19 protein-coding genes and 1 pseudogene are annotated in these 20,369 nt (G+C 63.3%); 9 read left to right on the forward strand and 11 right to left on the reverse strand.

Features of this window, described 5'->3' with window-relative positions:
* Together ABY403_RS02995 and ABY403_RS03000 are read left to right on the forward strand one after the other, a co-directional pair.
* Window positions 1–253 (forward strand): annotated as a pseudogene (locus ABY403_RS02995) (hypothetical protein); the annotation flags it as partial.
* The gene (locus tag ABY403_RS03000; protein WP_372838622.1) at window positions 250–1,623 is read left to right on the forward strand and encodes a cytochrome P450; all 1,374 of its coding nucleotides are present in this window, start codon (window positions 250–252) and stop codon (window positions 1,621–1,623) included. The pseudogene ABY403_RS02995 and the gene ABY403_RS03000, both read left to right, overlap by 4 nt.
* Window positions 1,624–1,665: 42 nt before the next feature.
* Here the strand turns inward: ABY403_RS03000 and ABY403_RS03005 are convergent, their stop codons facing one another.
* The 4 genes from ABY403_RS03005 to ABY403_RS03020 all read right to left on the reverse strand — a co-directional run bounded on the left by ABY403_RS03005 (window position 1,666) and on the right by ABY403_RS03020 (window position 5,664).
* Window positions 1,666–3,147 carry a carboxypeptidase M32 gene (locus ABY403_RS03005; RefSeq protein WP_372838625.1) on the reverse strand — a complete coding sequence of 494 codons (1,482 nt, stop codon included), beginning with the start codon at window positions 3,145–3,147 and terminating at the stop codon, window positions 1,666–1,668.
* The gene (gene ctaA / locus ABY403_RS03010; protein ID WP_372838628.1) at window positions 3,144–4,292 is read right to left on the reverse strand and encodes a heme A synthase; all 1,149 of its coding nucleotides are present in this window, start codon (window positions 4,290–4,292) and stop codon (window positions 3,144–3,146) included. Before ctaA ends, ABY403_RS03005 begins: the two co-directional genes overlap by 4 nt.
* Window positions 4,293–4,383: 91 nt before the next feature.
* Complete coding sequence (locus ABY403_RS03015; RefSeq protein WP_372838631.1) at window positions 4,384–4,848, reverse strand: copper chaperone PCu(A)C; 465 nt, start codon at window positions 4,846–4,848, stop codon at window positions 4,384–4,386.
* A 93-nt stretch (window positions 4,849–4,941) separates the two neighbouring features.
* On the reverse strand, window positions 4,942–5,664 hold the full coding sequence (locus ABY403_RS03020) for an RNA methyltransferase (protein WP_372838634.1): 723 nt from the start codon (window positions 5,662–5,664) through the stop codon (window positions 4,942–4,944).
* A 63-nt stretch (window positions 5,665–5,727) separates the two neighbouring features.
* Between ABY403_RS03020 and ABY403_RS03025 the strand changes: the two genes are divergently transcribed.
* Complete coding sequence (locus tag ABY403_RS03025) at window positions 5,728–6,066, forward strand: TfoX/Sxy family protein (RefSeq protein ID WP_372838637.1); 339 nt, start codon at window positions 5,728–5,730, stop codon at window positions 6,064–6,066.
* A gap of 29 nt (window positions 6,067–6,095) precedes the next feature.
* On the forward strand, window positions 6,096–6,716 hold the full coding sequence (locus ABY403_RS03030) for a thiamine phosphate synthase (protein ID WP_372838639.1): 621 nt from the start codon (window positions 6,096–6,098) through the stop codon (window positions 6,714–6,716).
* Window positions 6,717–6,720: 4 nt separating this feature from the next.
* On the opposite strand, the gene tgt is transcribed toward ABY403_RS03030, so the two are convergent.
* A complete protein-coding gene (tgt, locus tag ABY403_RS03035) occupies window positions 6,721–7,851 on the reverse strand; it encodes a tRNA guanosine(34) transglycosylase Tgt (protein ID WP_372838641.1) in 1,131 nt (376 codons plus the stop codon).
* Window positions 7,852–8,090: 239 nt separating this feature from the next.
* Between tgt and ABY403_RS03040 the strand changes: the two genes are divergently transcribed.
* The 3 genes from ABY403_RS03040 to tpiA all read left to right on the forward strand — a co-directional run bounded on the left by ABY403_RS03040 (window position 8,091) and on the right by tpiA (window position 9,628).
* Window positions 8,091–8,453 (forward strand): SUF system Fe-S cluster assembly protein, encoded by a 363-nt coding sequence (locus ABY403_RS03040; protein ID WP_372838643.1) that lies wholly within the window; start codon window positions 8,091–8,093, stop codon window positions 8,451–8,453.
* Entirely contained in the window at window positions 8,453–8,815 is a 363-nt protein-coding gene (locus ABY403_RS03045; protein WP_372838645.1) for a HesB/IscA family protein, read from the forward strand. The genes ABY403_RS03040 and ABY403_RS03045 overlap by 1 nt, the downstream gene beginning before the upstream one ends.
* Window positions 8,816–8,881: 66 nt before the next feature.
* The gene (gene tpiA / locus ABY403_RS03050) at window positions 8,882–9,628 is read left to right on the forward strand and encodes a triose-phosphate isomerase (protein ID WP_372838647.1); all 747 of its coding nucleotides are present in this window, start codon (window positions 8,882–8,884) and stop codon (window positions 9,626–9,628) included.
* A 52-nt stretch (window positions 9,629–9,680) separates the two neighbouring features.
* On the opposite strand, the gene ABY403_RS03055 is transcribed toward tpiA, so the two are convergent.
* From ABY403_RS03055 to ABY403_RS03080, 6 genes are all read right to left on the reverse strand, one after another.
* Complete coding sequence (locus ABY403_RS03055) at window positions 9,681–11,858, reverse strand: TRAP transporter permease (RefSeq protein WP_372838649.1); 2,178 nt, start codon at window positions 11,856–11,858, stop codon at window positions 9,681–9,683.
* An 82-nt stretch (window positions 11,859–11,940) separates the two neighbouring features.
* Window positions 11,941–12,909 carry a TAXI family TRAP transporter solute-binding subunit gene (locus tag ABY403_RS03060; RefSeq protein WP_372838651.1) on the reverse strand — a complete coding sequence of 323 codons (969 nt, stop codon included), beginning with the start codon at window positions 12,907–12,909 and terminating at the stop codon, window positions 11,941–11,943.
* Between the two features lie 219 nt (window positions 12,910–13,128).
* Window positions 13,129–14,493 carry a sigma-54-dependent transcriptional regulator gene (locus ABY403_RS03065; protein WP_372838654.1) on the reverse strand — a complete coding sequence of 455 codons (1,365 nt, stop codon included), beginning with the start codon at window positions 14,491–14,493 and terminating at the stop codon, window positions 13,129–13,131.
* The gene (locus ABY403_RS03070) at window positions 14,490–16,382 is read right to left on the reverse strand and encodes an ATP-binding protein (RefSeq protein WP_372838657.1); all 1,893 of its coding nucleotides are present in this window, start codon (window positions 16,380–16,382) and stop codon (window positions 14,490–14,492) included. Before ABY403_RS03070 ends, ABY403_RS03065 begins: the two co-directional genes overlap by 4 nt.
* Before the next feature lie 180 nt (window positions 16,383–16,562).
* Window positions 16,563–16,691 (reverse strand): hypothetical protein, encoded by a 129-nt coding sequence (locus ABY403_RS03075; protein WP_372838660.1) that lies wholly within the window; start codon window positions 16,689–16,691, stop codon window positions 16,563–16,565.
* Between the two features lie 95 nt (window positions 16,692–16,786).
* The gene (locus tag ABY403_RS03080; protein ID WP_372838663.1) at window positions 16,787–17,659 is read right to left on the reverse strand and encodes an NAD(P)-dependent oxidoreductase; all 873 of its coding nucleotides are present in this window, start codon (window positions 17,657–17,659) and stop codon (window positions 16,787–16,789) included.
* A 112-nt stretch (window positions 17,660–17,771) separates the two neighbouring features.
* Between ABY403_RS03080 and ABY403_RS03085 the strand changes: the two genes are divergently transcribed.
* Window positions 17,772–20,216, forward strand: a complete 2,445-nt coding sequence (locus ABY403_RS03085; protein ID WP_372838666.1) for a penicillin acylase family protein — start codon at window positions 17,772–17,774, stop codon at window positions 20,214–20,216.
* The coding region (locus tag ABY403_RS03090; RefSeq protein WP_372838668.1) for a GNAT family N-acetyltransferase at window positions 20,216–20,369 on the forward strand (154 nt) is incomplete at its 3' end. The genes ABY403_RS03085 and ABY403_RS03090, both read left to right, overlap by 1 nt.

Here is a 20,369-nt window from a genome sequence, read left to right on the forward strand (position 1 = left end):
ACCCGACAAGCGCTGGCCGCTGGTGCTTTCGGCGGCCTTCAGCAAAACACTTTCGCCCGAACGCTGGAAAGAGCTGCGCTGGCGCTTTTTCCGCCTGCATTTCCAGTATCTTTCCGCCTTTGACCGGCCCGGCGACTACGACTATTTCCAGATCACGGCAGGCCCGCAAACATTGCAAACCCGCTTTGCCGGGCGCGACCCCTCGGGCAGCCGCATCGAGCAGGCCGTGAACAGGTATACCGACATATCATGACCGAAACGCCCTTGCCGCCCAAGCCCACGCCGCGCGCCGACAAGGTTTCTTTGCTGCGCTATCTACAACTTTTCCGCCGCGATATCCTTTCGGCGCAACCGGCACGGCTTTACCGCGCTTGGATGGCAGAGTTTCGCACGCCGTTCTTTCATTCTTACATGTGTAACGACCCAGAACTTGTTGATCTGGTTCTGCAAAAGCGGCCCAATGACTTTCCCAAGTCGGACCGTATCCGCGAGGGGCTCGCCCCCCTTTTGGGCAACTCGGTGTTCATCACCAATGGCCCGGTCTGGGAACGCCAGCGCCGCATCATCGACCCTGCGTTCGAGGGCGGACGGCTGCGCGACACCTTCCCTGCGATGTGGGATGCGAGTGTTTCTTGCGTCGAGCGGTTGCGCGCGCGTGCCGATGGCCAGCCGGTCGAGATAGAGGCCGAAACCAGCCACGCCGCAGCCGATGTGATCTTTCGCACGCTCTTTTCCATCCCCATTGAAAACGCCGTGGCGAGTGCGGCGTTTTCCGAGTTTCGCGCGCATCAGAAGGCGCAGCCGATCGTCAACCTCGGGGCATTGCTGCCCTTGCCAAAATGGATGCCGCGGTTTCATTCGCGCGCGGCGCGGCGCACCGCCGCCTCGATCCGTAGCCTTATCACGCAATTGACCACGGCGCGGATGGCGGCAATCAACGCTGGCACCGCCCCCGATGACCTTGCCACCAAGATCATGACCACCGCCGACCCGGTAACGGGTGACAAGTTCGATACCGCCGAAATGGTCGATCAGGTCGCGATCTTCTTTCTTGCCGGGCACGAAACCTCGGCCTCGGCACTCGCTTGGTCGCTTTACCTCATCGCGCTTTATCCCGAGTGGCAAGATCGGCTTGCCGCCGAGGCTGATGCGGTGATCGGCCCCGATATCCCCTATTTCTCGATCATCAACCGCTTGAAACAGGCACGCGCGGTGTTCCGCGAGGCGATGCGGCTATATCCGCCAGTGCCGATGATGGTGCGCGAGGCGCGCTGCCCCGAGAAGTTCCGCGACCGCGCCGTGCCCAAGGGTGCGCAGGTCGTGATCTCGCCTTGGCACCTGCACCGCCACGAGCGGCTTTGGGAGCGGCCAGACGCGTTTGACCCAGACCGTTTCACCACGCCAAACGGCAAAGCCTGCCTGCGCTCGGCCTATATCCCGTTTTCAACGGGCCAGCGCGTCTGCCCCGGCGCGGCCTTTGCGATGGCCGAGGGGCCGCTGATGTTGGCAATGATCGCCCGCGCCTTCCGCATCGCCCCCGTCGCCGGGCGCGAGGCCATGCCTGTGGCGCATCTGACCGTGCGCGGCAAGGACGGGATCTGGCTTTCCCTGACACCGCGCTAGGTGATGGCGGGCATCGGGGGGCGCAAAGCCCCCCGATAGGGTTTAAAGTGCGTAGAGTTCGCGGAACTTGCCTTCGAGATAGTCGAGCAAAGGCTCCTCTGTCGGGGCGTGGCCGCAGGCGTTGGTGATGACCTCCGTGGGGGTCAGCAAGCTGCCATAGCGCTGCACATTCTCACGCAGCCAAGCCGCTGCCGGACGGGCGCTGCCTTCGGCAAGGCTTGCATCAAGGTCGGGCAACGCCTGCCGCATCGCCCGATTGAGGCAGCCTGCATAGACGTTCCCAAGGCTGTAGGTGGCGAAATAGCCGATTGCCCCAACGGACCAGTGCACATCTTGCAGCACGCCATGCGCAGGTTTATCGACGGCAAAGCCAAAATCGGCGAGGAAGCGGGTATTCCATGCTTCTTCAATGTCTTCGACCTCCAGAGAGCCGCCGATCATCGCGCGCTCCAGATCGAACCGCAGCATGACGTGAAGGTTATATTGCAGCTCGTCCGCCTCGGTGCGGATGTAGCCGGGGCGCACGGCATTGACGGCGGCGTAGAAGGCATCGGCATCGGCAAGCCCGATGTCGCCGAATTGCGCCTGCATCTGGGTGAAAAGCCAGCTGGTGAAGGCGCGGCTGCGACCAAGCTGGTTTTCGTAGATCCGGCTCTGGCTTTCGTGAACGCCCATCGACACGCCATGCCCGAGCGGGGTGAAGTGGTGCGCGGCGTCGATGGCCAGCTCGTAGCTCGAATGGCCAACCTCGTGAATCGTGGAATAGAGGCAATTGAACGGCTCGTTTTCAACGACCCGGGTGGTGATACGCGAGTCGTTTACCCCACCCGAAGAGAAGGGATGCACTGCCAGATCAAGCCGACCACGCGTCCAGTCGTAACCAAAGGCGGTGGCGGCGCGGCGGGCCAGCGCCAGTTGCCCCTCGGCATCGAAGTTGCGCGACAGCGCCTTGGGCGTGGGTGCCCCCAGCACGGCCTCGCGCAGCGCCACTAGGCGTGGGCGCATGGCGCTGAACATCGCAGCAAGGCTCGCTGCACTCGCGCCCGGCTCATAGCCGTCTATCAGCGCATCATAGGTATCGCCGCCCCCAACGCCCGCGGCAGCCATCGCCTCGCCTTCTTCGCGGCGCAGCGCCACGACGCGCTTTAGCGTCGGCAGAAAATGCGCAACGTCGTTCTTGGCCCGCGCCTCGGCCCAGATGCCTTGCGCAAGGCTAGTCGTGCGCGCGATTTCCTCGGCAAGTGTCGCAGGCACGGCGGCGCTGCGCAAAAACGAATGACGGATCAGCGAAATCGCGCGCGCGCCTGCGGCATCGGGTGCCTCGGCATTTGCCAGCCAATCCGCCAGCCGCGGGTCGGTGCGGCGGGCGTGCAGCACGCCCTCCATCGCCGCCATTTCCTCGGAACGCTGCTCGGTCGCGCCGCGCGGCATCACCGTTTCTTGGTCCCAGCCAAGCCGCTCGGCCACCATCGACAGCGCCTCGGTGGTGTGTTGAAACGCCATAAGGTTTTCAAAAGCAGTCATTTTGTTCCTCGAACAGATTGGGAAAGCGGCGCGCGCGCACGTTCACGCGCGCGTAAGATCAGCACCCAGAGCAGCACCGCCCCGAGTTGATGGGTAATGCCAAGCGACAGCGGCGCAGCATAAAGCGCTGTGTAGATGCCAAGCGTCGCCTGCGCGAGCCCGACAAGCGCCGCCGCGGCAAAGGCCACGCGCACCGAGATATTGGCCGAGCGGCGCGCGCGCCACCAGCCAAAGGCCAAGGCAGCCAGCAGAAGATAGCCTGCCATGCGGTGCAAAAACTGCACAAGCCCCGGGTTTTCAAAAAACGCGCGCCATACCGCACCACCACCCGCCACCACGAAAGCGTCAGCCGGAAAGAAGCTGCCATTCATCAAGGGCCATGTGGGAAAGCCGCGCCCTGCATCGATACCCGCAACCAGCGCGCCCAAAAGCACCTGCACAAAGGTCAGCGCCACCAGCCAAGTGCCAAGCCGCACCAGCCGCGATTCCTGTGCGCGTCGGGCCAGCATCAGCGCCGCTTCGCTACGCGATAGCGCCAGCATCTGCACCGCGATCAGCCCCAGAATGGCAAAGCCAAGCCCAAGGTGTGTGGCCAACCGATAAGAGGCGACATCGACCGCATCGCCCGAAAGCCCCGAGGCAACCATCCACCAGCCGATTGCGCCCTGTAGCCCGCCAAGCGCCCCAAGCAGCAGCAGCCGTGTCTTCCAGCCCGGCGGAATCCGCCCCGCGGCCCAGAAGCCGACATACCCCAGCGCCCAGACAAGGCCGATCAAGCGGCCAAGCTGACGATGGCTCCATTCCCACCAGAAGATGCTCTTGAAGGATTCGAGGCTCATCCCGGCATTTTGCAGCCGGTATTCCGGGCTTTGCTGATAGGCGGCAAATTCGCGCGCCCATGCGGCCGCGTCCAGAGGTGGCAATGCACCCGAAAGCGGCTTCCACTCGGTGATCGACAGCCCTGAATCGGTCAACCGCGTCAAGCCGCCGACCGCGATCATCGCCAGCACCAGCACGAACAGCAGCCCAAGCCATGCCCGGATCGCGCGGCGTGCGCCGGGCGGATCGCGTTCGATCAACCCCGATGTTGGCGCGGGCGGCCTGATGCCGCCCGCTTCCTCAAAAATCTTACGCTTCTCGGCCATTCTGCCCTCCGCCTGCGGCGGCGAGACTATGACCGCGGCGCGAGGGCTTCAAGTGCGGCTCGCGCGAATTGCGCAGCGAGAGCTGCGCGCCTTAGTGCGACATCGCGGGTGCGTTGGGGTCACGTGCCATCACCTCGAACTCGACCACGATTTCACCGGCGTTCTGGAAGCTGAGCGTCATCGGCACCATGTCACCCACATTCAGCTCTGCGTTCAGCATCATCAGCATGATATGCGCGCCACCGGGTTCAAAACTGACAGTCTCGCCCGGGGCAAGGGGAATGGGCGGCAATTCATACATCCGCGCAACGCCATCGGCACCAAACTCGGTGTTATGCAGCGCCGCCATCATGGCGATGTCGGTTTCAACCGCGTCAAAACGGTCCGCGGTGGCACCTTCGTTGGCAACCACCAGATAGGCCGCGCCAGACATCGAGCCGGGTGCGGGCGCGGTGATGTAGGGGTGAATGATGTGGATACCGTTGACGATCACATCTTGTGCAAGCGCCGGGCTGGCGACAAACAGCGCGAGGGCTAGGGTCAGCAGGCGTTTCATAAATCTTTCCTTCCTTGAGAACATCAGCGCAAGCTACCCCAGACGCGCAATCTGGCAAGTCAAATGAAAAGCCTCACGCAAACGTGCGCGGCCTCAGAGGCGCCCACGCAGCAGTTGGCGCAACATGCCGTGCAGGGTCTGCACCTCGGCGCGCGTCAGGGTCAGACGCGCCCACATGGCGCGCAGATTGAGCTTCATGCGCGCGGCCTTGTTTTCAGGGAAAAAGAACCCCGCGGCCTCCAACTCGGCCTCGTAACGATCGCCCAAGCGCGCCACAGCCTCTGCATCGGCCATCTCGCCGGGCGCTTGCACGGCTACCTGCTGCGCATCGCCTCGCGACCATTCATAGGCCATCAGCAGCGCCGCCTGCCCAAGGTTCAGCGAATAGAAGGCTGGGTTGACCGGAATCGTTATGATCGCGCTGGCGCGGGCGACATCGTCGTTTTCCAACCCCGCGCGTTCAGCCCCAAACAGCACCGCAACCCGTGCCCCACCCGAAATCAGTGCGCGCGCATGGGCCATCGCCGCCTCGGGGGTGAAAACCGGCTTGGCAAGCTCTCGCCCCCGCGCGGTGGTGGCAAAGATATAGTCGCAATCGGCCATCGCCCCGGCCAGATCGGGGAATACCCCGGCATGGTCTAGCACCTGCGATGCCGCACCCGAGGCCATCGCCACGGCACGCGGATTGGGCCAGCCGTCGCGCGGATCGACCAGCCGCATCCGGTTCAAACCGAAATTGAGCATCGCCCGCGCCGCCGCGCCGATGTTCTCGCCCATTTGCGGGCGCACAAGGATGAAGACGGGTTGATCGGTCATCGCACTTTCCAAAATCTGCGCGCCTGATACGCTGGCCACGCCGCACTGACAAGGAGATGCCCGATGGCGCTTGATCCCGGCCTGCTGGAGCTGATGCGCGACGACCTCGCAGATTTGCCCGGTATTCACGAGAAAAAGATGTTCGGCGGCGTCTGCTTTCTGCTCGACGGGCACATGGTCTGCGGCATCGGCGGCAAAGGGCTGATGTACCGCGTCGGCAAAGCAGCCTATGCCGAGGCGCTGGCGCTGCCTGCGGTGCACGAGTTGGGCTTTACCGGGCGCCCGATGGGCGGCATGGTCGAGGTCGCGCTCGAAGATGCCGAAGACGCACCGCGCGCGCGGCTTATGGCATTGTCACTTGCCCATGCGCGGGGCCTTCCACCCAAGCGCCCAAAGGGTTAGGAAGCGACACCCGTAGCCGAGGAAACAGCATGGCCGCCCAAGACCGCCCGCAGATCTATCTTGTCACCCCCCCGGCGTTCGAGCTGGAAACCTTTGTGCCCCGCCTCTCAGCGGTGCTTGATGCGGTTGATATTGCCTGCCTGCGCCTTGCACTGGCAGGGCGCGACGAAGACGCGATTGCGCGTGCCGCCGATGCCTGCCGCATGGTGGCGCATGAACGCGACGTGGCAATCGTGATCGCCGATCATCTGCATCTGGTAGAGCGCCACGGGCTTGACGGTGTGCACCTGATGGATGCAGCGCGCACGGTGCGCGCGGCGCGCAAAGACCTTGGTGCCGATGCCATTGTCGGCAGCTGGTGTGGCGCGTCGAAACACGCGGGCATGTCGGCCGCCGAGGCGGGGGCAGATTACGTCTGTTTTGGGCCACTGGGACAAAGCGCGCTGTTCAACGGGACAGTGGCGGAACGCGAACTTTTCGCATGGTGGTCCGAAGTGATCGAAGTGCCGGTAGTGGCCGAAGGCGCGCTGACCGCAGAACTCGTGGCCGATCTTGCGCCCGTCACCGACTTCTTTGCCTTTGGCGATGAAATCTGGGCCAGCCCCGACCCGGTCGCGGCACTCAAGGCGATGGTCGCGGCAATGGGCTGACCGCCTAAAGCGGTTCGATATCGCCCTCGGCGCGCAGCGCGTGGAAATCGGTAACGAAAGCGGCCAGTTGCCCGGCGGCGATGGCCGCGCGCAAGCCTGCCATAAGATCTTGATAATAGTGTAGATTGTGCCACGTCAGCAACATCGAGGCGATGATTTCCTGCGCGCGGAACACATGGTGCAAATAGGCGCGGCTGTAGCTGCGACAGGCGGGGCATGTGCAATCCGCATCTAGCGGGCGCGGGTCATCCATGTGCCGTGCGTTCTTGATGTTGACCTGCCCGCGCCGGGTCCATGCCTGCCCGGTGCGGCCAGAGCGTGACGGCAACACGCAATCCATCATGTCGATACCGCGCTCGACTGCGCCCACGATGTCATCGGGCTTGCCCACCCCCATCAGATAGCGCGGGCGATCCGCAGGCAGCAGCCCCGGCGCATAATCGAGCACAGAGAACATCGCCTCCTGCCCCTCGCCCACTGCCAGCCCGCCGACCGCGTATCCGTCAAAGCCGATTTCGCATAGCGCCGCTGCGCTTTCTTCGCGCAATTCGCGGGTCACGCCGCCCTGCATGATGCCAAAAAGCGCGTGTCCGGGCCGCTGGCCAAACGCCTCGCGCGAGCGTGCCGCCCACCGCATCGAGCGGCGCATCGAGGCGGCCACCACTTCGTCGGTCGCGGGAAGCGCAGGACATTCGTCAAAAGCCATCACGATGTCAGAGCCAAGCAGGCGCTGAATCTCCATGCTGCGCTCGGGCGTGAGGTGGTGTTCAGACCCGTCGATATGGCTTTTGAAACGCACGCCCTCTTCGCTCATCTTGCGCAGCGCGGCGAGGCTCATCACCTGAAACCCGCCCGAGTCGGTCAGAATCGGGCGCTGCCAATTCATGAAGGCATGCAGGCCACCCAGCCGCGCAATGCGTTCGGCAGTGGGGCGCAGCATCAGATGATAGGTGTTGCCCAGCAGGATGTCGGCACCCGTTGCCGCAACGCTTTCGGGCAGCATCGCCTTGACCGTGGCGGCAGTGCCCACCGGCATGAAGGCGGGTGTGCGCACCTCGCCACGCGGGGTAGAAATCACCCCGCTCCGGGCCGCGCCATCGCGCGCCGTCACGGCAAAGGAAAATCTGTCGCTCATGCGCGCCGCCCTTTTCACTGGTGACGGCGCTTGTCGCGCATTTCCCGCCCCGGCTCAAGCCCGCCCCGGCGCGATGATGCGCCGCCACCCTGCCCCGGCTCGACACCGCCAGAACACGCGCGCACATCGCACCCCCCACATGGCCTGCGGTTTTTTCAACCGAGCTTTTCGCAAGTGCTCTGGACCTGCGGATGGCTATTCCCTATATAATCACTCAACAACCCAGCGCGAGTGATCTAATGACTGAAGCACAAGGCCCGCTAGAGGGCACACCGCTGATCCGACCTTCCAGCACCGATCACCCGCTTTACGAGCGTGTGGTCGAGGCTTGTCGCACCGTTTATGACCCTGAAATACCGGTGAATATCTGGGATCTCGGGCTGATCTACACGGTCGATATCAGCCCCGAGAACGTGGTCGACATTACCATGACACTGACCGCGCCGGGCTGCCCGGTGGCGGGCGAGATGCCGGGCTGGGTGGCTGATGTGGTCGAGCCGCTGGACGGTGTGCGTCAGGTCAATGTGGAAATGACCTTTGAGCCGCAATGGGGCATGGAAATGATGTCCGACGAAGCACGGCTAGAACTGGGGTTCATGTGATGTTTGGCGTGCCCGGAAAGGCGGCGGTTACGCTTAGCCCGCGGGCGGTAGCCAAGATTACCGCCCTGATGGCCGCATCAGGCAGCAGCGGGCTGCGGCTTGGTGTGAAAAAGGGTGGCTGCGCGGGTATGGAATACTCGCTCGAACTGGCAGAAACCGCCGCACCGATGGATGAGGTGGTAGAACAGGACGGTGCACGGGTGCTAATCGCCCCCTTGGCGCAGATGTTCCTGATCGGCACCGAGATCGACTACGAAGAAGGTCTGCTCGAGTCGGGCTTTCGGTTCAACAACCCCAATGTGGCCGAGGCCTGTGGCTGCGGTGAGTCGATCCGCTTCAAGGACATGCCCGAGGCGGGCTAGCCGCTATTTCCCTTGCAGCGAAAACCGGGCAGCATAGTCTGGCGGTGAATGGCAAGAGGTGGCGCGATGCGGACTAAACTGGCAGCAGGCAATTGGAAGATGAATGGCCTTACGGCCGACCTTTCCGAGGTTACGGCGCTGATCGCGGCTTTGCCGGCACCCCGCTGCGAGGTTCTGATCTGCCCCCCCGCCACGCTATTGGCGCAGTTGAACTGGGCCACGCGCAAGCATCCGCTTGAAATTGGCGGGCAAGATTGCCACCAAGATGCGGCGGGCGCGCATACGGGCGATATCTCGGCCGCGATGCTGGTCGATGCAGGGGCGCGCTACGTCATCCTTGGCCATTCCGAACGCCGCGCCGACCACGACGAAACAAATACGCTGGTGCGTGCCAAGGCGCTTGCCGCCCATGGTGCCGGCTTGCGCGCAGTAATCTGCGTTGGCGAAACCGAGACCGAACGCGACGCGGGCGAAACGCTTGCGATCATCGGAACGCAACTGGCCGCCTCGGTGCCAGAAGGCGCCAAAGGTAACAATACGGTCGTGGCCTATGAGCCGGTCTGGGCCATTGGCACCGGGCGCACACCGACGCTGGCGCAGATTGCCGAGGTTCACGCCTTCTTGCGCGCTGAACTGGTGAAGCGCTTTGGCCCCGAAGGTGACGCGTTCCGACTGCTTTACGGTGGTTCTGTCAAGCCCACCAACGCGCCAGAAATCTTTGCATTGGCCGAGGTTGATGGGGCACTTGTGGGTGGTGCCAGCCTGAAGGCCGCCGATTTCGGCGCGATCATCACGGCACTTGAATCCGCCTGAAAGCAAACGGCCCCCGAATGGGGGCCGTTGCACTTGCAATAGCAAAACCGCGTCAGTCTGCGCCGCGCGATATCGATGTGGGCGTCAGCAGCCGCTTTTGTAGCGCCCAAACCAGCAGCCCCGCCGCAAGCCCGACGCTATCGGTCAGCCAGCCTCCGTCGATCATGGCAAGTGCTGCCACCAGCAACACAAGCCGCAGCGGCCACGCGATCAGCCCGAAGAACCAGCCCTGCACCGCCGAGGACAGCAGGTAGATGCCGAAGGCCGCCGAGACGAACACATGGATAATCTCGAACGTGCTGCCTTGCATCAAAAGCGCGGGTGAGGTGAAGAACATGAACGGCACCACAAACGCCGCGAGCCCCATCTTGAAGCTTTCGACCGATGTTCGCATCGGGTCCGATTGCGCAATCGCCGCCCCCGCATAAGCCGCCAAGGCCACAGGTGGCGTAATGGCTGACATCACCGCGAAGTAGAAGATGAAGAAGTGCGCGGTCAGCACCGGAATACCCATCTGCACGAGGCCCGGCGCGATGACCGAGGCAGCCACCGCATAGGCCGCCGTGGTGGGCATCCCCATGCCCAGCACGATCGCCACCAGCATCGCAAAGAACAGCGCGATGGCCTGGTTGTGGTCAGCCAACCCCAAGAGCAGCGAGGAAAACCGCGTACCAACCCCCGTCAGCGCGATCACGCCCACAATGATGCCCGCCGCGGCGCAGACCGCCACCAGTTGCAGCGACATTTTGGCCGCGATTTCAAGCGCATAGAGGATCGAGCGCACCCCCATCTTGTAGGGCGTAAGCCAACTGACCACGGTCGCCGCGATCATCGCAAGCGTGCCTGCGCGGATCACCGAATAGCCCATGAACAGCGCTCCGATCAGAATGAAGATCGGGATGAACAGATAGACCTGCCGCGCCAATTTCGCGAACTTTGGCAACTGGTCGCGCGGCAAGCCCTTCATGCCGAACTTCTGCGCCGCCAGATCGACCATGAAGTAGACCGAGGCAAAATAGAGCACCGCCGGAATGATCGCCGCAATCACGATATCGCGGTAAGCGATGGCGGTGATTTCCGACATGATGAAGGCACCCGCCCCCATGATCGGCGGCATGATCTGCCCGCCTGACGAGGCCGCAGCCTCAATCGCCGCCGCGGTCTGCGGCTTGTAACCCACCCGCTTCATCAGCGGAATGGTCAGCGAGCCTGTGGCCACCACGTTGCCCGCCGAGGTGCCGTTGATCATGCCCATCAGCCCCGACCCCAGCACCGCCACCTTGGCCGGACCACCGCGCGCGCCACCCGCTGCGGCAAAGGCGAAGTTGACGAAATACTCACCCACCCGGCTTGCCTGCAAAAACGCGGCAAACGTTACGAACAGGATGATGTAAGTCGATGAAATCGCGATCGTCGGGCCAAGAATACCCTGATCGGTGAACACATAGGTGAAAAAGCGCGACGCTGAATACCCGCGGTGCTGCAACACCCCCGGAAGCCACGGGCCTACGAAGCTGTAAATGATGAAGATCGCCGCGATGATGACCAGCGCCAAGCCTGCAAGCCGCCGCGTCAGTTCGAGGATCAGGATCACACCGGTGATTGCGGCATACATGTCGGCCTGTTTGGCCAGCGCAGTGCCGGCACGCAGCCGCAGAAATGGCGCGTGGAAAATGATATAGGCGGTTACGGCAACCGCTGCGATCGCAAGCAGCGCATCGGCAGGGTCGATGCGGCCACGATCACGCAGCGGAAAGAACCAAGCGACCAGCAACACCCAGACGGTGCCACCCAGCAGCGGAAGGCTGAAGCTCCACTCCATCGCGGTCTTGCTTGCTGCCTGATCGGCTCCTTGCCCGGTGACCCAGAACTGCACCGACGTCGCAAAGGCCAACAAGATCGCCGCCGCACCCGGTGCAAGCAGCATCAGATAGGTGCGCCGCGCCAAGGAAGGCGCTTTCGCAGCACCCATCGCAGGCAGGCTGGAGCCTGAAAACAAAAGAAAGCCAAGAACAAGCCCGCCGCCCACGTGAATCAGCCGGTATGTCCAGGTTTCAAGGGGATAGAGGTTCATAACCCCAACATGGAAACCGGTGTAAAGAATGCACAACGCCACTACGAACCATGCGGAAAACCCAACTGGAACACGTTGGTTTACGGAAATGATCTCGGCATCGACCTTTTTTGTAAGCGTGTTTAGGTCGGCCGTGTCGTCGGCGGTCGCTTTCATTACGATTCTCCCGCGGGGGTGGGGCTAGGGAAAGCGACGCCCACCCATTGCGGGCAGGCGTCTTTGGTTTCGCGCAGCGTGATTAGCGAAGGTTCTCGGGCACGGTGAGGCCCTTTTCCTCGAGGTATTTCACTGCACCCGGATGGAACGGCATGAAGGTGTTCTTGTTCCAGTTGGCCAGCACGGTTTCAGCCGCCGCCGCGTGGATCTGCGTCATGCGCTCGGGGTTCTCCATCACCAGTTTGGTGATTTCGTAGGCAAGGCTTTCGGGCATGGACTCGTTGGCGACCGCAAAGTTCCAAAGCGCGACGGTGTTCTGGTCGTAGTCATGGCCCGCATAGGTGCCCGCCGAAATCGTCAGCGGTGCCATCGCAGGGAACGCTTCAAGAATCTTCGGCAGTTCCGCCTCGGTGAAGCCGAACATGACCACATCCTGCTCAGCCGCAAGCTGCGAGAAGGCCGAGATCGGCACGCCAGCCGCAAAGGCGAAAGCGTCGATCAGGCCATCGGCCAGTTGCCCCGCCGCGTCCGCAGCGCCGGCATTGGAGATGCTGGCATTAACGCCAAGGGCCGAGATGAACTGCGGCCAGTAAGTGCCGGGGGTGCCGCCCGCAGGGCCAACGCTGACGCGCTTGCCTTCAAGATCGGAAACCGAGGTGATGCCCGATTTTTTCAGCGCGATCACTTGGAACGGCGTTTGATACATCGGGAACAGCGCGCGCACCGAGCGATGCTCGAGCCCCGGTGCCAGTTCCGATTTTCCCATCCAGGCGTCATAGGCCGGGCCCATCGTGACCAGCCCCATCAGGTGGTCGCCGGTTTCCACCAAGGTCACGTTCTGCACCGGGCCGCCGGTCACTTCGCCGGTTGCGCTGACACCAAGTGCCTCGGCGATGTAGCTGGCAAGGCCGTTGCCATAGATGAAATAGGTCCCGCCTTGGCTTGCGGTGCCAATGGTCAGGCTATTGGGCCAGCCGGCGCGGTCTTGCGCGGCCGCGGGCAATGCCATGAGGGCAGCTACCGCGAACGCGGCAATCTTTGCAAATCGCATGGTGTTCCTCCCAGAACGTCGTTTTCTATGGGCGCAGCGCGCCAAAATCCCGCCGTCCGGAAATGGCGCGGCGAAATATATCTTTAGAAAGCAGGGCGAGGTCCGATCGGGCAACAAGTTTATGACAACTGCGCCCGACCGCGCCCAATTGACGCAGCCACGATGGGTGGATTTCGTAACATTGCGGCTTTTGGGTGTTTCGATTCACGCCCAAAGCGCCTATTTCGCGTCCCCATTACTGAAATCGCTCTTATCAAGCCCGTAGCGCTGCATCTTTTCATAGAGCGTCTTTCGCGACAGGCCGAGCTGTTCGTAAACCGGGCGCAAAACACCCCGATGCGCAAGAAGCGCGCTTTCAAGCGCGCGCCGCTCGAACTCTGCCACCTGATCGGCCAGCCGTCGGGGGCCCTCGACCGTATCGGGTTCTAGTTCGCCAAGCCCCAGCCCCAAGGCAAAGCGGTCTGCCACATTGCGCAATTCGCGCACGTTTCCCGGCCAGTCGCGCGCCGAAATCGCGGCAATCACATGCGGCGGTGCCTTGACCGGCTCGATGCGGTGGCGTGTGGCCGCCTCGGCCAGAAGCCGCAGGAACAACAGCGCCACATCCTCGCGCCGCGCTGCCAGTGGTGGCACGGTCAGGCGCACCGCGTTCAGCCGATAGAAGAGATCATCGCGAAACCGCCCCGCCGCGACTTCCGCCTCCAGCGGCGCGCGACTGGTGACCATGAAGCGCACATCCAGCGCCACCGCCTCGTTCGACCCAAGCCGGGTGATCGCGCGTTCCTGCAAAACGCCCAAAAGCTTTCCCTGCATCGCAATCGGCATCGTGCCGATATCGTCCAGCAAGATCGTGCCGCCCCGCGCGTGTTCGAACTTGCCATACCGCGCCCGCATTGCCCCCGGAAAGGCCCCCGCTTCGTGCCCGAAAAGCTCGCTTTCGATCAGCGTTTCGGGAAGTGCCGCACAATCGATGGTGATGAACGGTTTTCGCGCGCGCGCGGATAGGTCATGCAAGGCGCGCGCCACCACTTCCTTGCCCGAACCGGTCTCCCCCACGATCAGCACGTTGGCATCAGTCGGGCCAATGGTGCGGATCCGACGACGCAAATCGATCATCGCGTTCGAGCGGCCTACAAGGCGCTGCTCCAGATCATCCGCCTGCCCCGCCGCTGCGCGCAGCACGCGGTTTTCCAACACCAGACGCCTGTGTTCCAGCGCGCGCGACGCGATTTCGACCAACTGCGCACCGCCAAAGGGTTTTTCCACGAAATCATAGGCACCCTCGCGCATCGCCCGCACTGCAAGCTGCACATCGCTGTGCCCGGTGATCAGAATCACCGGAATCTCATGGTCGATCTCGTGGATGCGGTTCATCAGGCTGATACCGTCCAGCCCGGGCATTCGGATATCGGTCATCACGATGCCCGGAAAGCCGAAGCTGACCAACCCCAGCGCCGCTTCGCCCTGCGCTTGTTCTTCAACCGTGAACCCCGCAAGGTCGAGCAATTGCGCGATCGATGCGCGAAGCGCTGCCTCGTCATCGACCAGCAAAACATGCGCGCCGCTTATGGATACTCGGTTCATCTATTCACCTCCAGCGTAAGCGCTGCATCGGCGCGGCGCAGATCCAGCGTGAATACGGCACCGCCGCCAGGCGCGCTAGAAACCTTCAGGTCACCGCCGAAGTCTTTGACGATATTGTAGGAAATTGAAAGGCCAAGGCCCAGCCCCCGGCCCACACCCTTGGTCGAGAAGAAGGGGTCGAAAATGCGCTCGCGCAGCGCAGGCGGCACCCCCGGCCCGTGGTCGCGCAAGGTCACCCGCACCCCGCGCAGCGTGGCGCGCGCGCCAAGCTCGATACGGCGATCATCGGTGCCCTCGACGGCATCGGCGGCGTTGGTCAACAGATTGACCAAGACTTGCTGCAATCGAATGGGCCCTGCGTAAACCAGCGGCAAATCTGGCGGCAGATCGACCAAAAGCTCGATCGCGGCATGTTGCAAGCGCAAGGCTGCGATCTCGCGCGCGGCTGCAACCACCTCGGGCAGGCTGACCGCCGCCAGTTCCTGCCCGGGTTTGCGCGCGAAACTGCGCAGATGCTTGCTGATCGTGGTCATCCGATCAATCAGCGCCACGATGCGGCCAATGTTGTCGCGCGCATCCGCCACGCGGGCGCGGTCGATCAACGTAAGGGCGTTGTCGGCAAAGTTGCGCGCCGCAGCCAAGGGCTGGTTGAACTCGTGGCTCAGCGCAGCCGACATCTGGCCCAAAGCGGCAAGCTTGCTGGCCTGCACCAGATCGGCCTGCGCCTTGCGCAAGTCCTGCTCGGCGGCTGTGCGTTCGCCGATCTCGGCTTCAAGGCGGGCGTTCAGCGCCGCAAGTTCCGAGGTCCGTTCGGCCACGCGCAGTTCAAGCTCGGCCTGCGCCATGGTTTGCAACTGCAAACGCTCTGCCAACCGCGCGCGGCGCTGCAACATGAGCGTCAACATCAACCCACCCAACCCCACCAGCAGCACGGCAAACAGCAAGGTCGAGATCATCTGGCCGCGTGCCGAAGCGGTATCGAGCAGCACGCTCACCCTCCAGCCAGCGTCGGGCATATCCTCGGCAAGGTGCAGGAACTCGCGCTCCGACCGCTCGGACTGCATGATATAGCTCAGCGTATAGCCACCGCGCAGAACAACCTCGCGCAGCGGCAATTCGTGCAGGTCGGTATCGGCGTAGCGGCGTGTCAGCGCGCTTTGCGCGCGTCTTTCGGGGGTCAAAGGCAATATGCCCGAAAACAGCCATTCTGGGCGGCTCGACAAAAAGATGATCCCCTCGGGGTCGGTCACGATGATCTCGTAATCGCCCCCCCTCCAGGTTTCCTCGATCACATCAAGATCAACCTTGAAGGCGACAACCCCCGCCACGATTCCGTCCAGCATCACGGGCGCGCCGAAATAATAACCACGCTTGCGCGATGTGGTGCCAAGCGCGAAAAACTGCCCCTGCCCCCCCGCTGCCGCATCAAAGAAATAGGGACGAAAAGCGAAATTGCCATCGATGAACGAGGTCGCCGTATCGTGGTTCGAGGCCGCACGCGTGGTGCCAGAAAGATCCATGAAATAGACATCCGACGCACCGAGCAATTCCCCCACATGCTTCAGATACGCATTGCTTCGGGCTACCAGATCGGGGTCATCGGGCGACGCTGCCAGCGCCCGCACCAAGGCGCTCTCCGCAATCATTTGCGGCAGGCGTTCAAATCGCGCCAACTGCCCGCGCATCGTCGCCACCGCCAGCCGCAAAGTGGCATCGCCCCGCCGCGCCGTATCGCCCAGAAACAGCCCCAAGGCATCTCGCCCCGCCAGCCACGGCAGCCCCAAAAGCGCAATCACCACAACCGCCGCAGCCAGCCAACCGGCCGCGCGCGCCAGCCGCACGTTGCGTTGCGGGCCTGCCGGGCTGTTCATGGGGCTGGCTTCGGCCATCGGATCGGGCCTCTCCTCGGGCGGGTGCAGGGGCAGTCCGATCCTAACGCATGGCCCACCGCAAGGGAAAGCCGCGCGTTACGGCGCGATCGGATAGAGCATGACGTCGCGGCGCGGCGCGAAACTGTCATAAAGCGCGCACCCCGCAGCCGTGCCCGACTCGTCTACCCCGAAACATACTCAAAACGGGTTTTCGCAATCATGACTCCAACCCCAGACCGCATCCGCGGTCGCATAACTGCGCGTAGGCCGCAAAAGCCTTTGCCAGTCCTCGCGCTCGTCCTTGGCCACCGGCTGGATCGTTACCATTCCGCCCCCCAATGCTTCAGTGCAAATATCCCCCGCGGAGCGCACGTGGCTGCCCAAAGGCGCCTCCGGCGGGGATATTTTGCCTGAAGCAGAAACTACCCCATCGCGCGCAGACGGGCGATCAAGCTCGAAGTATCCCAGCGTCCGCCGCCCATTTTTTGCACGTCCTTGTAGAATTGATCGACCAGCGCGGTCAGCGGCAGGCTGGCGCCGTTTTCGTTGGCCGTGGCAAGGCAGATTCCCAGATCCTTGCGCATCCAGTTGACGGCAAAGCCGAAATCGAAGGCGTTTTCGGCCATCGGCTTGTGGCGGTTGGCCATTTGCCAGCTTCCCGCCGCGCCCGCGCCAATCACCTCGACAAGTTCGGGGATCGAAAGACCCGCCTTTTCGGCAAAATGCAGCGCCTCGGCAAGCCCTTGGACCACACCAGCAATGGCGATTTGGTTGCACATCTTGGCAAGTTGCCCCGCGCCCACCTCACCCATCCGGCGGCAGACCTTGGCATAGGCCGCCAGAACCGGTTCGGCGCGTGCAAAATCGGGTGCAGTGCCGCCGCACATGATCGAGAGCGCGCCATTTTCCGCCCCCGCCTGCCCGCCCGAAACCGGCGCATCGACATAGCCTATTCCCATGCCCGCCGCCTGTTCAGCCAGATCGCGTGTGACGCGCGCCGAAACCGTTGTATGGTCAACGAATAGCGCGCCCTTCGCCAATCCGGCGAATGCGCCCTCCTCGCCAAGGCAGACCGCGCGCAGATCGTCGTCATTGCCAACGCAGGCGAGCACGATATCGGCCCCCTGCGCGGCGGTGACAGGGCTGGGGGCGGCTGTACCGCCGTGGCGCGCCACCCATGCCGCGGATTTGGCGGCGGTGCGGTTGTAAACCGTAACCTCGTGCCCCTTGGCCACAAGGTGCCCCGCCATCGGAAAGCCCATTACCCCAAGCCCCAGAAACGCCAGCTTTGCCATACGGCCCACTCCCCTTGCCTGTGCGCCACTCGCGCGTTGAACATTGATCGCGGCTCAACTAGTTACGCATTGACCCTGCCCCGTCAATCTCGGGGCCCGCGCGGAGACCTGAATGCTGCTCGCCTTTCGCTGGCTCGTCCGGCTTGCCATGGCTTTACTTGCGGTCACGGTGCTGTCGCTCGGCGCGGTCTATTATTTCGCGGCCCGTTCCTTGCCTGACTACAACGCAATGCTGCGCGTGGCGGGAATTAGCGCACCAGTCGAGATCGTGCGCACGACCGATAATGTGCCCCATATCTTTGGCGCGACCGATGCCGATGTGTATTTTGCACTGGGTATCGTCCACGCGCAGGATCGGCTTTGGCAGATGCTACTTGCGCGGCGCACGGCGCAGGGGCGCTTGTCAGAGTTGTTCGGTACTAGCACGCTTGCGACGGATGAACTGCTGCGCAGGCTCGATCTCTACACGCTCGCCACGCAATCGGTCGCGGCACAAGATAGTTATGCAACACTCGCGCTCGAGTCCTACGCGCAGGGCGTCAACGCATGGATCGCCGAGGTCAATGCGGGGGCGCGCGGGCGGGGTGCGCCCGAGTTCTTTCTTTACGAGCCAGACATCGCACCGTGGCAGCCCGCCGATTCGATTGCTGTGCTGAAGCTGAGCGCGCTGCAACAAACCTACCCTTTGCAATCAGAGGTGCTGCGCGCCCGCCTGTCGCTGGTCAACCCCGACTACCTGCGTGATTTGATGCCCGATGCGCCGGGCCCGGCCGTGGTGGCGCTGCCTGCATTCGCCAGCCTCTTTCCCACGGCACCGCGCGGCACGACCTATACCGCCAGTGCCCTGCCGTTTCTGCCGCAGGGGCCTTCGTCTGCCTCGAACGTCTTCGCGGCAGCACCCGCGCGTTCGGCTGCGGGCGGATCGCTTTTGGCCAATGATCCGCATATGGTGCTTAGCGCCCCGTCTGCGTGGTATCTGGCGCGGCTGGAACTTGCCTCGGGCGGCGTGATCGGCGCCACGTTGCCGGGCACGCCTTTGGTCGTGTCGGGCCGCTCGGCAGCGCTCGGCTGGGGCATCAGCGCGTCATACGCCGATGACCAGGACCTGTTCATCGAAGAATTGGCGGCCGACAACCCAGACCGCTACCGCCTGCCCGACGGTTTTGCCGGGTTTTTTACCCGCCGCACGATCATCGAGGTCAAGGACGCCACCCCGGTCACGCTGACCCTGAGGTGGAGCGAGAATGGCCCGATCCTGCCTGCGGGGGCGTTCAACCTTGCCGCCATTACCCCGCCCAGCCATGTGGTAGCACTTGGCTGGACCGCGCTCAGCGATGCTGACACCTCGATCAGTGCCGGGCTGGGGCTGATGCGGGCGCATAGCGTCGAGGCCGGAATAGCGGCGATGGAGGGGCACGTGGCCCCCGCCCTCAATCTGGTGCTGGCCGATGCGGGCGCGGTCGCGCAGGTCACCGTCGGTGCGTTGCCTGCGCGCGACCCGGCGCACCAGACCGAAGGCCGTATTCCCAGCCCCGGCTGGATCGCCACCAACCGCTGGCAGGGTGTGCTGCCCTATACCACTAACCCGCGCGTGGTGGCACCCGAAGGCGGGATCGTGGGTAATACCAACAACAAGGTCTCGGACGCCGCCTTTCCCGCCCATGTCAGCTTTGACTGGGGCGACAGCCAGCGCGTGCAACGGCTGCAAAAGCTGATGGGCGAGCGCGAGGTGCATTCGCGCGAAAGTTTCATCGCCGCACAGCTTGATGATGTCAGCGCCGCTGCACGCGGCCTCTTGCCGCTGATTGGCGCTGATCTGTGGTTTACCGGCACCCCTGCCGCCGAAGGCACGCCCGAACGGCAGCGCCAGCGCGCGCTGGAGTTGCTGGCAGGCTGGGATGGCGAAATGAGCGAGCATTTGCCAGAACCGCTGATCTATGCGGCATGGATGCGCGCCTTGCAGAACCGCCTGATCCGCGATGAGCTTGGCCCGCTTGCAACCGCGTTTTCCACGCTAGAGCCGCTTTTCATCGAACGGGTGTTTCGCAACACCGAAGGGGCGGCCTCGTGGTGCGATGTGGTGCAGTCTGCGCCGCGCGAAACCTGCACCGATATCGCCCGCGCCGCGCTGGATGCGGCCCTGATCGAGTTGGCGCAACAATACGGCAGCAACGTCGAAAGCTGGCGCTGGGGCGATGCGCATCAGGCCACGCATGAACATGCAGCCCTTGGTCAGGTGCCGCTGCTTTCTTGGCTGGTCAATATCAAGCAATCGACCTCGGGCGGGGATTTTACGCTCAACCGCGGAAGCCTTGCCGGGCTGGGCGCAGAGCCATACCGAAATGTGCAGGCCGCGGGCTATCGGGGTGTTTATGACTTTGCCGACCCCGACAGTTCGGTCTTCATCCTTTCGACCGGGCAATCCGGCCACCCGCTCAGCAGCCATTACGACGATCTTTCAGAGCTTTGGCGGCGGGGCGAATATATTCCGATGTCGCTTGACCCGGCCATCGCGCGGGGCGCGGCCGCCGGGATCACGCGGCTTGCACCGCAATGATGCTGCGCACACCCCGGCTGGTGCTACGGCGCGCGCAGGCAAGCGATCTTGAAGCGCTGCACCGGGTTTTTGGCGAGCCCCGCGCGATGCGCTATTGGTCACGCCCGGCGCATGAAAACCTTGCGCAAACCGAGGCCACGCTTGCCGCCATGC

Origin of the sequence: Phaeovulum sp. (assembly GCF_041596715.1) — a bacterium.
Lineage (GTDB): Bacteria > Pseudomonadota > Alphaproteobacteria > Rhodobacterales > Rhodobacteraceae > UBA6213.